Origin of the sequence: Bacteroides rodentium JCM 16496, from assembly GCF_000614125.1 — a bacterium.
GTDB lineage: Bacteria > Bacteroidota > Bacteroidia > Bacteroidales > Bacteroidaceae > Bacteroides > Bacteroides rodentium.
Map to the genome: position 1 here is coordinate 14,565 of NZ_BAKJ01000039.1, position 13,759 is coordinate 28,323.

The 13,759-nt window shown below is 39.7% G+C and carries 11 protein-coding genes; all 11 read right to left on the minus strand.

The features are described from left to right. A complete protein-coding gene (locus tag JCM16496_RS15520) occupies positions 1–2,163 on the minus strand; it encodes a glycoside hydrolase family 31 protein (protein ID WP_025835429.1) in 2,163 nt (720 codons plus the stop codon). A gap of 36 nt (positions 2,164–2,199) precedes the next feature. Then, the gene (locus tag JCM16496_RS15525) at positions 2,200–4,098 is read right to left on the minus strand and encodes an alginate lyase family protein (RefSeq protein ID WP_128809659.1); all 1,899 of its coding nucleotides are present in this window, start codon (positions 4,096–4,098) and stop codon (positions 2,200–2,202) included. Further along, positions 4,095–5,294: a glycoside hydrolase family 88 protein gene (locus JCM16496_RS15530; protein ID WP_025835433.1), complete on the minus strand. Its 1,200-nt coding sequence runs from the start codon at positions 5,292–5,294 to the stop codon at positions 4,095–4,097. Before JCM16496_RS15530 ends, JCM16496_RS15525 begins: the two co-directional genes overlap by 4 nt. A 7-nt stretch (positions 5,295–5,301) precedes the next feature. Next, complete coding sequence (locus JCM16496_RS24680) at positions 5,302–5,970, minus strand: glycoside hydrolase family 97 C-terminal domain-containing protein (protein ID WP_025835435.1); 669 nt, start codon at positions 5,968–5,970, stop codon at positions 5,302–5,304. A gap of 23 nt (positions 5,971–5,993) precedes the next feature. Beyond that, the gene (locus JCM16496_RS24685) at positions 5,994–6,560 is read right to left on the minus strand and encodes a glycoside hydrolase family 97 catalytic domain-containing protein (protein ID WP_128809660.1); all 567 of its coding nucleotides are present in this window, start codon (positions 6,558–6,560) and stop codon (positions 5,994–5,996) included. Next, on the minus strand, positions 6,533–6,829 hold the full coding sequence (locus JCM16496_RS24690; RefSeq protein WP_025835439.1) for a glycoside hydrolase family 97 N-terminal domain-containing protein: 297 nt from the start codon (positions 6,827–6,829) through the stop codon (positions 6,533–6,535). Before JCM16496_RS24690 ends, JCM16496_RS24685 begins: the two co-directional genes overlap by 28 nt. After that, positions 6,826–7,173, minus strand: a complete 348-nt coding sequence (locus tag JCM16496_RS24695) for a glycoside hydrolase family 97 N-terminal domain-containing protein (RefSeq protein ID WP_128809661.1) — start codon at positions 7,171–7,173, stop codon at positions 6,826–6,828. The genes JCM16496_RS24690 and JCM16496_RS24695 overlap by 4 nt, the downstream gene beginning before the upstream one ends. A 10-nt stretch (positions 7,174–7,183) precedes the next feature. Then, entirely contained in the window at positions 7,184–9,319 is a 2,136-nt protein-coding gene (locus tag JCM16496_RS15555; RefSeq protein WP_128809662.1) for an alpha-galactosidase, read from the minus strand. 82 nt (positions 9,320–9,401) lie between these two features. Continuing rightward, the gene (locus JCM16496_RS15560) at positions 9,402–10,106 is read right to left on the minus strand and encodes an endonuclease/exonuclease/phosphatase family protein (RefSeq protein WP_244440424.1); all 705 of its coding nucleotides are present in this window, start codon (positions 10,104–10,106) and stop codon (positions 9,402–9,404) included. Between the two features lie 260 nt (positions 10,107–10,366). Next, the gene (locus JCM16496_RS15565) at positions 10,367–11,962 is read right to left on the minus strand and encodes a hypothetical protein (protein WP_128809663.1); all 1,596 of its coding nucleotides are present in this window, start codon (positions 11,960–11,962) and stop codon (positions 10,367–10,369) included. Positions 11,963–12,007: 45 nt separating this feature from the next. Continuing rightward, positions 12,008–13,744, minus strand: coding sequence for a RagB/SusD family nutrient uptake outer membrane protein (locus JCM16496_RS15570; protein ID WP_025835446.1), 1,737 nt, complete (start codon positions 13,742–13,744; stop codon positions 12,008–12,010). Between the last annotated feature and the right edge of the window lie 15 nt (positions 13,745–13,759).

Genomic DNA, 13,759 nt, shown 5'->3' on the forward strand with positions numbered 1-13,759 from the left:
TTATTTTACAAATACCCATTCAGACACATTGTATCGTTTACCTTTGTAAGCACCTTTACGCTTGCATTTACCCTTTCCATTTTTCACCTCTAGCAATAACCAGTTATAACTGTTCTTTCTCTCGAAATCATAGCTCACACCATCATCCTCGAACAAGGTAAAAGCCGTTTCCGAAGCATCTCCATAAACATGGCATACAATATCAAAAACAGAATCGTCGGCTACATATTGCAAAGGTTTAGCCAATGGCAAAATAGTTCCTCCCTTTACAAACAAGGGCATCTCATCCATTGCTATGGTCACTTCATGTTCACCGCCACCTTCATAGCGTTCGTTTGTGTTAAAGTTATACCAAGTCCCCTTAGGGAAATAAACAGTCCTTTTGCCAGTATCATCCAATAATGGAGTCACCATCAAGTTATCTCCCATCATATACTGATTCGTAATATTCTGTACTTTAACATCTCCAGAGAAATCCATTAACAAAGGACGGAAAGGAGGAATACCTTCCATATAGTAATGAGCAAACGCATTATATAAATAAGGCAATAAACGCATACGCTGGTTCACCAGTTTACGTGTGACATTCTCCATTTCAATACTGTCTGTCAAAAAGATACCAGCATTGTTTTTATCTTTATCATACTGTAGCCAAGGCGGATTTTGCAAGAACCAACTGTCAACGACTGCATGGGCAGACAAAAGCACTACTTGTAAACGACGGAAAAATTCAGCCTTTGACCCGGATTGCCTTACTTCGGGTGACCACAACAATCCTCCGAAAGCCGAATTACAGACCATCTCAATATAATCTTTATACCCATAAATATCACTATACAACGAAGCGGGAATGGAAGAAGCGAATAATCCCGAAGAACGATAATCTTGAAAAGTCCGTTTATTTTCGTTGGCATACATCTCATTCAATGTCCGCAAATAAAGCATACCAAATGCCTGATGCACTTGTTCACCATCCATTCCGGAGGGGAAAGTACTCATCTCAGGAAATCCCCAAGTAGCATTCCCTACAGAAATATCCGAATTATCACATTCGTCAAGTTTGAAGCCTGATATACCTTCACGCATTAACTGCTTATGATAATCAGCAAAGCGCGTTCTCGTCTCCGGCAAAGCAAAATCCGGCACTAGTCCACCCCATACCAGAAAATCACCAGAATAATCTTTCAGCGGTTTCCATAACGGTGAAGTAGGGTGCACATAAGCATGTTCCCATAAATTCACTTTATAATGATTCTCAGTCAAGGTTTTCAACATGGAATGATGATCCGGATAACGTTCCTTATTCCATACATAAGAACAAGAATAAGCAGCCGTATGCCAACCTGGTTCCAGCCCAATCACATCACAAGGAATCTTCTTATCTCTGAAATAGGACTGCACCCTCATAACTCCCTCTTGGGTAAAATCAGTCTTAGTACGGTATTTAAAACCAAGTCCCCACATAGGAGGCAAACATCCACCCCCGGAAAACAAATTATATTTCTGAACGACTTCCTTCAAATCGGAAGCCTGAAAGATAAACACTTCCACTCCATCACAGTTCGGAATATCAACATATACATAGCTTCCGGATTTCTTATTAGCATATAATTCTTCGGTAGATGTCTTCACTTCTCCAGTAGGTAAAGCTGTTTTTTTCTGGATGTTTTTTTCAGTATGAGTGCCACAATAAAAAGTCGTGTATCGCAACGTATTGATCAGAATTCCATACCCTTTGCTTGATACATAGAACGGCTGCGGAGCATGCGTATAGCCCAACGTGTTCAAAGGATGGTCATTCACAATGGGTTTCTTCTTTAACCCCCGTTGCTGGAACGAACCTATCTGAAGCCCGAATCCATAAAGTTGTTCCCCAGCTTGCAAAGGTATAGACACACGGCTTCCACGTGCAGTCACTCTCATATCAATATCCTTTAATGTAAAAGGTAGCTCTCCGGTTGCAAGTTTGTCCAGTGCGCCATACTTAGGCTTTTTCGGACAAAAATCATAGGGGGTGAATTTATCCGGTGTTCCTATAGACAAACGATAAACCCCATTGGCCAACGTGTCAATCGCAACAGTATTCTGCCCATTTACGTTCCATACACTCCCCAAAAGCAACAAAATAAAAACATAAGCTTTTAAAAACTTTTCTTTCCTCATATATACTCCTTGTCGCATAAATCTACATCATTAAAATTATTCAACCAATTTCCAAATAGCCTCAATATTCAAATTCTTTCCCTTAACCCGAACAATTAAAGGATAAACGTCCTCACCCGGTTTCAATCCCTTGGGAGGAATGCCTGGTGCTACCCCTATATATAATTCGTAAGATACAGGAATATTCAACGTCAGCTTAGTCCCGTCATGCAATTCAAAAGCGCAGCTTCCATTTCCATAGCATTTTCTTACATTAGAAATGCGTTCATATTCAGGTAATGTATCATGTATTGCAGCAGGCAAAGCTACAGGATCACGCAATATCAAAGTATAATCATATACGTGTTCTTCTTCCGACTCGCACATAAAGTAATCGGTCAAGTTCAGTCCATCCAATGACAAACTCCTGCACATCCTCACACCCGGATAAGCATTCTCCGAAGAAGCCTCTATTCTTCCACCATTGAGAGCAGGCTCAAACAAGGTAATCTTTTCCTCAACAGCATTCTGATTCTTCCTATCAACCGTCACCGTATTGTGTGAAATTGTCTTCTGATACCAAGCATAGCAATCGGGGACTCCGTATGCCGTAGTACCCAAATCGGGCAAAATCTCTTTACGCCCGTCATGAATGCTTATCGACAACTTGTCCGGATGCCCATGCAATCCACCACTCGGTCCGTTTTTTAGCACCACCGTTTTATCCCGGAAACGCAATACACCAACTCCCAAATCCGGAAACAGATGACTATCTAAGGAAACGCATCCATCATGCGATTTCAAATCCATCCCATTTATCAATGCCTCCGGCGATTTCCTTTCTATTTTCTTATAACATGCAGCCAGAATATCCGTCATCTGTCGATTGCCGGTACGCAAAGCCACAATCTCGTATAAACCTGTTTGATCAAACAAAGTAGTCCCATACCAACCGTCATTCTGTGAAGGAAACATCAAATCTGAATAAAGTAACTGCACGGGCGACAAGAACATATTAACAACCTTCTGGTCATACAGATCAATATTGCGGCACCTTACCGCCTCAGCAGACAACAGAATAGCCCGCAACGGATAAAAGTGATAAACCACAGAACCTTCATTCCACCAGCCATCATCATATACATGATACTTCTGCATATCATAATACCCCAGTACCGGTTTCTTTAAAGCGACATCAATTATGGAATCACTTTTTAAAGCAACTCCCAATGCCATGATTCCTCCGTTGTGCCATACCTGCCAATTGCCTTTATCACGACTTGCCATCAGTAACTCCGCACAAGGACGCAGAAAACCATTCTCTATCTGCCGTTGTTCCTCTGCGGTCATTGCTTTAGAAGCCACCAAATAAGCACGAGCTGCATCTATGGCCCAAACAGCCTCGTCCAAGCTCTGAGAAAACAGCTTACCACTTGTGCCCGGATTATATTTCCTCTCCCTATCATGAATTTTATAAGCAGGATATTTCCGGGATAAGTCCAACAACATTGATGCTATATTACGGGCATATTGTTTTTTATCTGTTGCCAAATATAGATACATATTAGCCTTCAAGTAGTCTAAATTAGCAGCATGAACAAAATTTATCCAAGCCCAGTCATATTTATCCACTCCACTCCATTTCTTTTTACACACGGTGCAATAGTGTTCTTTAGGGCTATCCCAGTCAAACACAAACTGAGTATTATGAACCGGACAAAAATAGTGATGACCATGTCCCCCTTCCAAAGTCGGTATTTCCAGAGAATGTTTTTCTCTTTCCGCAATCGTCTTATCAAGCCTTTTTAAGATTTTTTTCCCCCATTCTGTTTTCGAAGAAGACTTGATATTATTCATGTCCTCTTGAGAATAAAAATAGAAACCAGCATCTTGTTGGGCAACAACCGACTGCACAAGAAACAAACTTATCAGTAAAAGAAATCTGTTCTTCATCATCCAACGACCTTGCAATTATTGTTAATCCTATTCAATCTAATTAATGCCTCTACATAATAATAATCGGCATAGATTATCGAAGCATCTATCTCTGAACCATGAGGCTTATGCCCGGTGGAATGCAGCAAAAAAGCATTGTTCACCTCTCCACTCAAATAGGCTGGAGATGATAAAGCTTCCAGCATTTTTATGGCAGCATCAAAGTAGTGCCCAGCCTTCCTTTTATCCTTGATGTATGAGCTCAATTCAAGCAATCCCGAAGCCACCACCGCAGCAGCCGAAGCATCTCTCGGCTCTTCTGGAATATCAGGTGCATCAAAATCCCAATAAGGGATGTAATCCACCGGGAGTCTTTGCAGGTAAATATCCGTAGCCTTTTGAGCTACATCAAGAAAAGCAACATTTCCCGTTTCCCTATAGCACATGGTAAAACCATAGATTGCCCATGCCTGCCCACGTGCCCATAAAGATTCATCCGCATATCCCTGATGAGTCAATTGACTGATTCTTTGTCCGCTGAGCGTATCATATACCACCACGTGGCATGTACTGTAATCATCCCTGAACTGATTGTTCGCAGTCACTTCCGCATGGCTGAATGCAATATCATACAACTTTTTATTGCCTCCATTCTTAGCAGCCCAAAACAGCAGTTCCAGATTCAGCATATTATCAATGATTGTGTTGTGTGGCCATCCTTTTTGCTGTCTCATTCCCGGCCATGAATGAATCGTACCTACCCGTTCATCATACAAAGTTGCCAACGAATCGGCTGCTCGCAGCAACATTTTCTTATATTTTTGTTCACCCGTCAATCTATAAGCATTGCCCAAACTGCAATACATCATAAATCCCAAATCATGGTTGCCCGGTTTACGGTCAAGCACCGGATATAAAGCAGACGAATAACGTTCTGCCTGCCTCTTTATCTCTGCATCATGAGAATACTCATACGCATACCAAAGTATTCCGGGCCAAAAACCACTTGTCCAATCATGAATAGAGGTACAATTCCATGTATGCTCTTCTTTACCTGATAATATATTGCGTGGCATTCGAGTTGTATCATTCAAGCTGTTCAAGCTTTTCTTTACCTGCCCTTCACAATAATCCAGTAATGGCTCTACCTCAAACTTAGAATGAGAAGTACACGAACATAACAGAACAAGCAGACCTCCTAAAACATATCTTTTCATAACGAAACTAGTCATTAAGTTCTTTGATAATCATCGCCACACCACCACGAGGCAAAAGAGACAACTTCAAGTTAGTTTTCGCCGTTACCTTTTTGGTATCAATAGCTACATGTGTTCTGGTTTTCACTTTCTCTCCACCATCGGTAAACATGGTTAATTCATATTTCTTACCTGCTTCTAAGAAGTCAAGAGGAACATTTAGTTTTCTTGCATCATTGTTAGTCAGGCAACCCACATACCAGACATTGCCTTTTCTGCGAGCCATCGTTATATACTCACCAATGGCACCATCAAGTGTTTTAGAGTCATCCCAAGTAGTAGGCAGATTGTCAAAGAAACACAACTCTGGTTCATCTTTCACATCTTCCGGAGTATCATACCAATACAAGAACTGCAAAGGACTATAATTAATCACAGATAATGCCATTTGATGACAAGCCGTGTTCAGCAATGAACGTGCATTCAGACTCTTCGCCAAGCCCGGTTTCAACTCCTTACGATGATAATAGCAAACCGTAGCATCCGCTGCTCCGCAAAGGAATCGGGTAAAGGGTAAAGTTGTATTGTTCACACCATCAGGAAACTCCTCATTACCCCTGACACCTTCCTGAGTCAAAAGATTAGGATAAGTACGACTAAACCCTGTAGGACGATATTCATCGTGAATATCCACCATCAAATGATGCTTTGCACACTTTTTTACCGCATCGTGCAGCCAGGTTGTCCACCTGAATGAACCACATGTACGAATCCAAACTTAATACCTGCTATCCCCCAAGATTCATACAAGGGTAATATCTCATCCAAATAGGCAGACAAAGCACGCTGATTGACATATACCCAGACACCTACACCTTTGCTCTTTGCATATCTTACCACTTCGGGCATATCCAGATCATTGACCGGACAACGTTGCGGATCTACATCCGATTTTCTGGGGTCTGACTCCTTCGAGATTTCCGAGCCATACCAACCCGAATCAAAATGAATGTAGTTCAATCCTCTTTTAGCTGCAAAATCCACCACCTTTTTAGCTCCACTGGTAGTAAGGGAAACAGTGCGAATAATACGTCCCGGCTTAATCCAGCTTGTATCTTCTATCTGGCAAGGCTTATTCAAATTCAGAATCAAATCATTATTATTAATCAAGTCTTTGGGACTTTCAGCTACCATCACAACCCGCCAAGGAGTTTCAAACGGAGCTATATCTTCAACCGCATCATACATCTTGCAACGAATCACGTTGCTTTCGCCCTTACGTACCACAAATTTGGTTCTGCTATAATCAACATTTCTGCCTCGGCCAAACTTGCATAAAGCCCATTTTCCAACTGAAGAGTCAATGGACGTTCCGCCTCACCCGGCCAATCCTTAACCAGCATACGCTTATGTTCTGCCTGAGCAAAAGGCGCAAACCAGCAATAAGTATTTTCCGGCACGGTAAAAGTTGTAAATTCTTCCGCAATGCGTAAATAAGAACCATGCAAGTATTTGTATCTGAAACCGACTCCCGAATTGTAAATTCTGACAATCAAGCAAGTTTATCGCCACGTCCCTTCCCTTTTAATGTATAAGTATATCCTTTATAACAGTCATTTACTACCGCGCGTTCTCCATAAACCGGTTGCCAGTCTTGATTTACAGAAACAGAATCAATACGTTCTATTTCCATATTCCCCTTCCATCGGTCTATACCAAGAGATGATTCCAGAATGACCGGTTTCCCTTTATAGGAAACTTCATATTTCAATTGTCCACCCACCTCATAAACCGAAAAACCTACGGAGTTATCAGGAGAATAGAAAACTTGTTTAGCATTTCCGGCATGAGCCAATAATATACTTAAAAAACAGAAAACAATACTACTCAATATTCTCATAACAATATCATCATTTTAATAATTTCACACGTATAATCTTGCTTTTACAAATTCCATGCAAAGAATAATCAATACCAGTGTTCATCAGATAACTGCCACTGTATTTCTTATCACTATCATCCACCTGATAAAAACCGTCAGGAATAAGTCCTTTAAATCGTAAACGCTTCCTCTCAACAGGGCAACGAGTACTCACGTCTATCTGCTCTGAAACGTTATAACAAAAGACAACTGCTTCTTCTCCTTTAGGACTCACATACTCCAATATCGAATGAGTTGATTCAAAAGGAGATGACAATCTATACAGAAGCCCATTATGCACCAAAGGACGAATTCCCTTATATAAAGCTATTTTCTTCTTCGCGATTTCTATTTCATCCGATTTCCAAGAAGTTATATTATTTCCAATACCCAATACTCCGCTCATAGCCACATCAAAACGGAAATCCAATGAATAATTCATATTATGCCAGTTTTCACCTCCCGTCCAGCTAACCATTGAATTGGCGGGAAAAGCACTTAAATAGCCATATTGAATATAAATGCGATCCAATGGGTCAATATTATCACTAGCCCAAGCAACATCCATACGAGAAAGCATACCTAAATCGACTCTTCCTCCTCCACTTGAACACGTTTCAAATAAAACATGAGGAAATTCCTTTTTCAGCTCATCAACCAATCTATACAAATTTTCAGTATAGCGAATACGAACTTCACGTTGTTTTTTAGTAGGCACAGAAGGCCATCCTGGTTCAGTCAAGTGCCTGTTCATATCCCATTTAAGATATTTTATGTTATGCTCCTTCAAAAGAGTAGAAAGCGATTTATATAAATACTGATAAACATCTTCACGTGCCAAATTCAACATAGACTGGCTACGTCCCAGTGTTTTAGGACGGTTAGGGAAATAGAAAATCCAATCAGGATGGGCACGATATAAATCACTGTTCGGATTAACCATTTCCGGTTCTACCCAAATACCAAAGTCCATACCCATATCATTAATTTTTTTAATCAATGGCTTCAGTCCATTGGGGAATTTGTTTTTATCAACAGTCCAATCACCTAAACCACCTCTATCATTCACACGGCCTTTAAACCAACCATCATCTATCACAAACATTTCAACCCCTATTTCCTTAGCAACCTTGGCTATGGCAAGTTGTTGTTCTTCATTCACATCAAAACCTGTAGCATACCAGCTATTATAGATTATTGGACGTTCTTTACTTCCTTGCTGAAGAACCTCTCTTGTATAAGATGTAAAAATCTGAGAAACTGCTGAAGTTCCATTTTGAGTATATCCAAAACATATTTTAGGTGTAGTAAACGATTCTCCCGGAGTAAGATTTAACCAACTATCCCAAAATCTAATACCACCGGCAATCTGCAAAGCACCATCAGACAATCGTTCAAAGTCCATTCTCCATGTACCGCTATACAACAATTGCCCAAACCACACACTTCCTGAAAACTCATCATATTCTCCTTGTGGACGAACTGCAAAATAGGAAGAACCATAAGACTTGAAGTCTCTAGATTGGATGGTTTTAACTCCTTGAGTTAATAAAGTTGTCTGAGGCTGAAACTCATTACCCAAAGAGCCAGATAAATGAGTCAGCTCATATAAAGCTGCTGGTAACCACATTGACCCAGATTGCAAATTCTCAATCAAAATATCATCCCGTTTTCCTATATTAGCTACCTCAATCCACTTTTCTATCAGATTATGTTCTGGCAATACCCTATAACAAGCATAAACAGATAAAGGATAGTAAGAATCCTTCAACAAAACACGTAAAACATCGTATTCTCCATCTTTCAATAATTCCGATGAATGATACTTCAAGTCCAAGTCTCGTACATTATCCTTAAAAACAGCTTCAACTACCGGATTATTCCAAGCCCCTACCCCACGAACAGGAACTTCTGGAAATTCATTCCAACGAACAGTTTTCCGCTCTTCACCCTCCACTTTAGGACCATAATAAAAAGCGTTCAAACGCTCACCACGTATTCCAATACGATAAGACATAATTTCTGTCTCCAGCATCCAGTCCTTATCAGACAATTCTATTATTTGGGCGGAAGCAGAAAAACCTATCAACAAAAAATTTAATAAAAAAACGGATCTACTACTCATAACAATTATCAATAAATCAATTCTATTTCAGAAACAATAGGTAAGTGGTCGGACAAAGACGTCTTTAAAACCTTTGAAGAAATTAATTTCCAGTTTTTTGAGGATAGCCAAATAAATAGTCTATCTTATTTTTAGGCTCCTTTGCAGGAGAAGTAAGTTGAGAATTAATAGATAACGGCTGCCAATCCTCAAAATAAGTTCTAATCTCCATCGAAGCAGGAGTAGCATTAAAATCTCCTCCTAATATAACAGGTAACTGTTTTTCTTTAAGAATCTGAGTGATTACCTCCAATTGCTTGCTACGTGAAGCCATCGATGTATAATCCAAATGAGTGGAAGCCACTATAATTGTATCTCCACTAGATAATTCTATTTCAGCCATCAACAATGCTCTAGCCTCATGTTCCTCTTTTTGCTTAGGTAACATCACCTTCTGCACATTTATATATGGAAATCTTGTCAGCATTCCAATACCATAAAGCCCCCCTGCATAAGGGATTGTTTTTCCATACAAAGGAAACATTTTTGTATAATAACCTAATTCTGTTACAAAATTTACATTGTGCTGATGTGGTGTCCTTTTTCGTTTAGTCATACAATCCAATTCTTGCAAAGCAACAAAATTCGGTTCACAAGTTACAATAAAATCTGCAATTTCTTTTATGGAAGCTAATTCCCCAAAACGCAAATTATACGTCATAACCTTCAATTGAACCGATTTCTGAGCAAAAAAAGGAAATGGCATAACAGCGAAAAAGAAGGCAAGAAAGTATTTTAAAATCATCATATTATCCTTATTTTAAAGTCAAAACACTATCACTTAACACCAGTGATGTTTCCGTATCATAAAATGAAAAAAGGGCTAACTAAAAACAACTACAAAAAATTAAAACAGTAATTTCATTTTTAACTAGCCCCTCCCATACACTTATCTTCCTATACATTTATAAAGGATAAGGAGCATACGGTGCAAAAGAAGCGTCGTTGTTAAAAGCACGTTCATCACTCAAAGGATACTTAACATCAAATGTAACAGTCCAATGTCCATTATCCTTCTTTGCAATTTTTCTTCACCCAGAAAATTGCAAAAGCAACATTGTTGACACCCGTAGCCGGAGATACCGTAGGATGAGAATGGGTGCCCCAACCTAAAAGGAAACCACCAGTCTTATTTACATCATTCATATTAGGCCCAACACGTCGACTTGCTGTATAAATTTTATAGTTTTCACCGTCAGGACTCGGAGCTATAATAGTTGATTCCAAATAATCGAACAAATCCTGTTCCGATTGAATGGCATCGAATCCCTCTTTTGTTATTTTTCCTCTCCAATTAGACAAGAAAGAATAAGTCAACTCTGTAAAACCTGCAATATAAGGCTTAGACGAATTATAGTAACTAGCACCTGCAGCGTAAGCATGAGGAGACAGCGGCTGAGCCCTGCCATTATCTACATTGGCCAAATAAAAATCTATTCTATTCTGATTCAAGAATGCTGTTTCTTTCCCAAAAACCGGGCTTTCTTCATACAAAGCAAGGAAACAAGCATTATCTGCCGGATCCGTTGACATCACAACGTCAGTCAAAGAAGACATAGCAGATACACTGAACACTTTCACTCTACGCTCTTCGGATGTAGTCACATCACTTTGATTTACAGCTACAATATTCACAGCTTCCACACCTTCTTCACCTCTAATTTGGAAAGAGAACTTAGCTTCATTACCTTCATTCTCCTGCAAAGACAATTCAGTATAGTCACCCAATACTCCATTCTCCTTCAAAGCATATTTTACAGAAACAATATCAGAACCAGAGGCAATCACTCCTTCAATCGTTTTCTCTTTTCCGATGGATATTCTGGTCAATTCTGCCAAATCACTAGTGAATGCAACATCCATAAAATCTTCATTGACCACATTCAGCACTTTAAATTCTTTTGTAGCAACACCGCCATGCACGTTATCCACTTTTACTAAAACAGAATTCAAACCAGCTACTACCGGAATAGTAAGTTCAAAATTGCCTGAAGACAAGGTTCCTTGAACAACCTTTTGCTCAACACCATCCACAACCGGAACAGCCCAAACAGAAGCCAATTCATATTCGCTTTCTACCTCTCCACTAATCTTGAAAGGAATTCCAACACAGGCAGTTTTTTTAGTATCCACCCCATTCTTAAAATTCACAATCGGGGCATTTCTCACTTCTGTTACAGTCACCGTACGCTTATACAATTGATTATTTTGGTCAAACACGGCAAAAAAGACATGAGACATATTCTTTACGACCGGTACCTTAGCTATCAATACAGCATCACCCAATACCGGAATATCCACCTTATCACCTATTTTAACTTTACCATCACTGCCTTTTACGCCCACTTTATAATAAGCACTTTTTACATCTACCTCAGAATCGATGTATAAAGGGATTTCCAATACGCAATTCTCCTCCAAATACTCAAATTGCTCTGGAGTATCCTTCAAATCTATGAAATAACTAACGTAATCATCATCATGACTACATGCTCCAACTAAAAACGAAAGCAATATAACATATAGCAAACTTATATTCTTTTTCATAATATCTAAAATATTGTCGTATGAAATAATTGGTATGAAGACAAAGCTTGCTTTCACAATAAATTCCGATATCAACATACCAATTAATAATTAAATATCTATTTAAAATCCTGGGTTATTAGGGAATTCAGCCTGAGAGTTTGCATCAATAACAGACTGCGGTATCGGGCATAAATTATTCTTTTCCCCAACTGTCCTGCTGGAAACCTCATAACCAAATCTCTTTGTTCTGTCATAAAGCAGGCCCATGCGGCACAATGTCAGAGTACGGAATTCTTCTGCATAAAGTTCACGTGCCCTTTCATCCAACAGATAATCTATATCCACATTATTAGCTTGCACAGGAGCAGCATTAGCACGTGCTCTTACCACATTTATGTCAGCTGCAGCAGCAACCTTATTATCATTTTTCAGATAAGCTTCCGCTCTCAACAAATAAGTTTCTGCCATACGAATAGCATACCACTCCATAACGAAACCGTTAGAAGGTTCAGCAGCATAGTGCCAATCGGAACCACATTTCATGATACGGGGGAAGAAGCGTTCCATGGTATCATTTCTGGTAACCAACCACTCTTTTTTAATAATATCACCGGGATGTAGTTTTACCACAATGTCCGTTCCATCAGCCAATGTCACCGCTGTTTCATACACATGAGTCGGATCATCCACCTCAACACCATTGCGAATAGGCTTGGGAGCTCTATAAATACGATTAATATTATATTCCGCATTACGTTGGTCTTCTGCACCAGAATTGCCCCACAATTGATATACGAAATAATTTGTTGGACGCAACCAAGATATACCACGTCCAGTCCAATCACGTGCTTGTCCATCATAACCGAATTTGGTACTTCCCCAGAAAGCAGGCCAGAATACACGTTCTTGATCCGTACGTGTTGTCAATCCATCGTTCAAACCACCTTGCTTAAACTTATCAACTTGAATTACCCAAATTGATTCTTTATTGCCCGTCTGGTAACTATAATTAGAAAATCCATCTACACTTTTCATTTGGAACAAATCCCAAAACGCATCCTTCCCTTCCACATCTTTGCGCCAGCCAAAGCGTTCTGTCATCAAATGATACTCTCCCACCTTCTGGTCTATCACCATAGAAGCAGCATCAACAGCCTTTGAATACATGGTTTTATCATCAGTTTCATCTCCAAGAGCAATATACATTTCTGCCAGATAATGGCAAGCTGCTGCTCTGACTACTCTTCCCGGTTCTGATACGGAAATCGGCAAATATTGAGATGCGAATTCAAAGTCTTCAACACATTGACGATACACATCGGCACGTGAATCACGCGTATAAGCAAGAGAAGGAGTGCCAACCGGTTCTGTCAAGATGGGAACACCCCCAAACATGCATCCCAAATATCGATAACAATATCCTCTGAAGAATCGAGCTTCTGCTTGTATAGCCAATTTCTCAGCCTCGTTGCTCCAACGTACATTGGGATTTTCAGTCTGCTTCAACAACATATTCACATTATAAAGCATTCCAAAATGCCGGCCATACACAATACGAAATACATCTGTTGTCGAATTCACATATCCCCAATCTGTAAAAAGTTCCGTATCAGAATTCTGTCTAAACATAACATCTGTTCCAGAACCAAACTGGAAGAAGTGCGCCGGATCATCCCTAAAATTATAATTCTGACGAACTATTCTATAAAATTCATTCAAACCTGTCCTAAACTGAGCAGCATTCAAATAGGAATTGTCAACAGTCAAGAAATCATCGGCATCTTCTTTCAAGAATTCGCCATCGTTACAAGCACCCAATGTACATAGTGCAAGTGCCAAATATATAACTTTTTTCATACTTTCTACTTTTTA

Excerpts from the sequence above, each read along its gene's own strand:
- JCM16496_RS15560 (WP_244440424.1), bottom strand. The coding sequence starts at position 10,106 with ATGATGATTTTAAAATACTTTCTTGCCTTCTTTTTCGCTGTTATGCCA.
- JCM16496_RS24695 (WP_128809661.1), bottom strand. The coding sequence starts at position 7,173 with ATGAGAATATTGAGTAGTATTGTTTTCTGTTTTTTAAGTATATTATTG.
- JCM16496_RS15530 (WP_025835433.1), bottom strand. The coding sequence starts at position 5,294 with ATGAAAAGATATGTTTTAGGAGGTCTGCTTGTTCTGTTATGTTCGTGT.
- JCM16496_RS15555 (WP_128809662.1), bottom strand. The coding sequence starts at position 9,319 with ATGAGTAGTAGATCCGTTTTTTTATTAAATTTTTTGTTGATAGGTTTT.
- JCM16496_RS15525 (WP_128809659.1), bottom strand. The coding sequence starts at position 4,098 with ATGATGAAGAACAGATTTCTTTTACTGATAAGTTTGTTTCTTGTGCAG.
- JCM16496_RS24680 (WP_025835435.1), bottom strand. The coding sequence starts at position 5,970 with ATGGTGGATATTCACGATGAATATCGTCCTACAGGGTTTAGTCGTACT.
- JCM16496_RS15520 (WP_025835429.1), bottom strand. The coding sequence starts at position 2,163 with ATGAGGAAAGAAAAGTTTTTAAAAGCTTATGTTTTTATTTTGTTGCTT.
- JCM16496_RS15570 (WP_025835446.1), bottom strand. The coding sequence starts at position 13,744 with ATGAAAAAAGTTATATATTTGGCACTTGCACTATGTACATTGGGTGCT.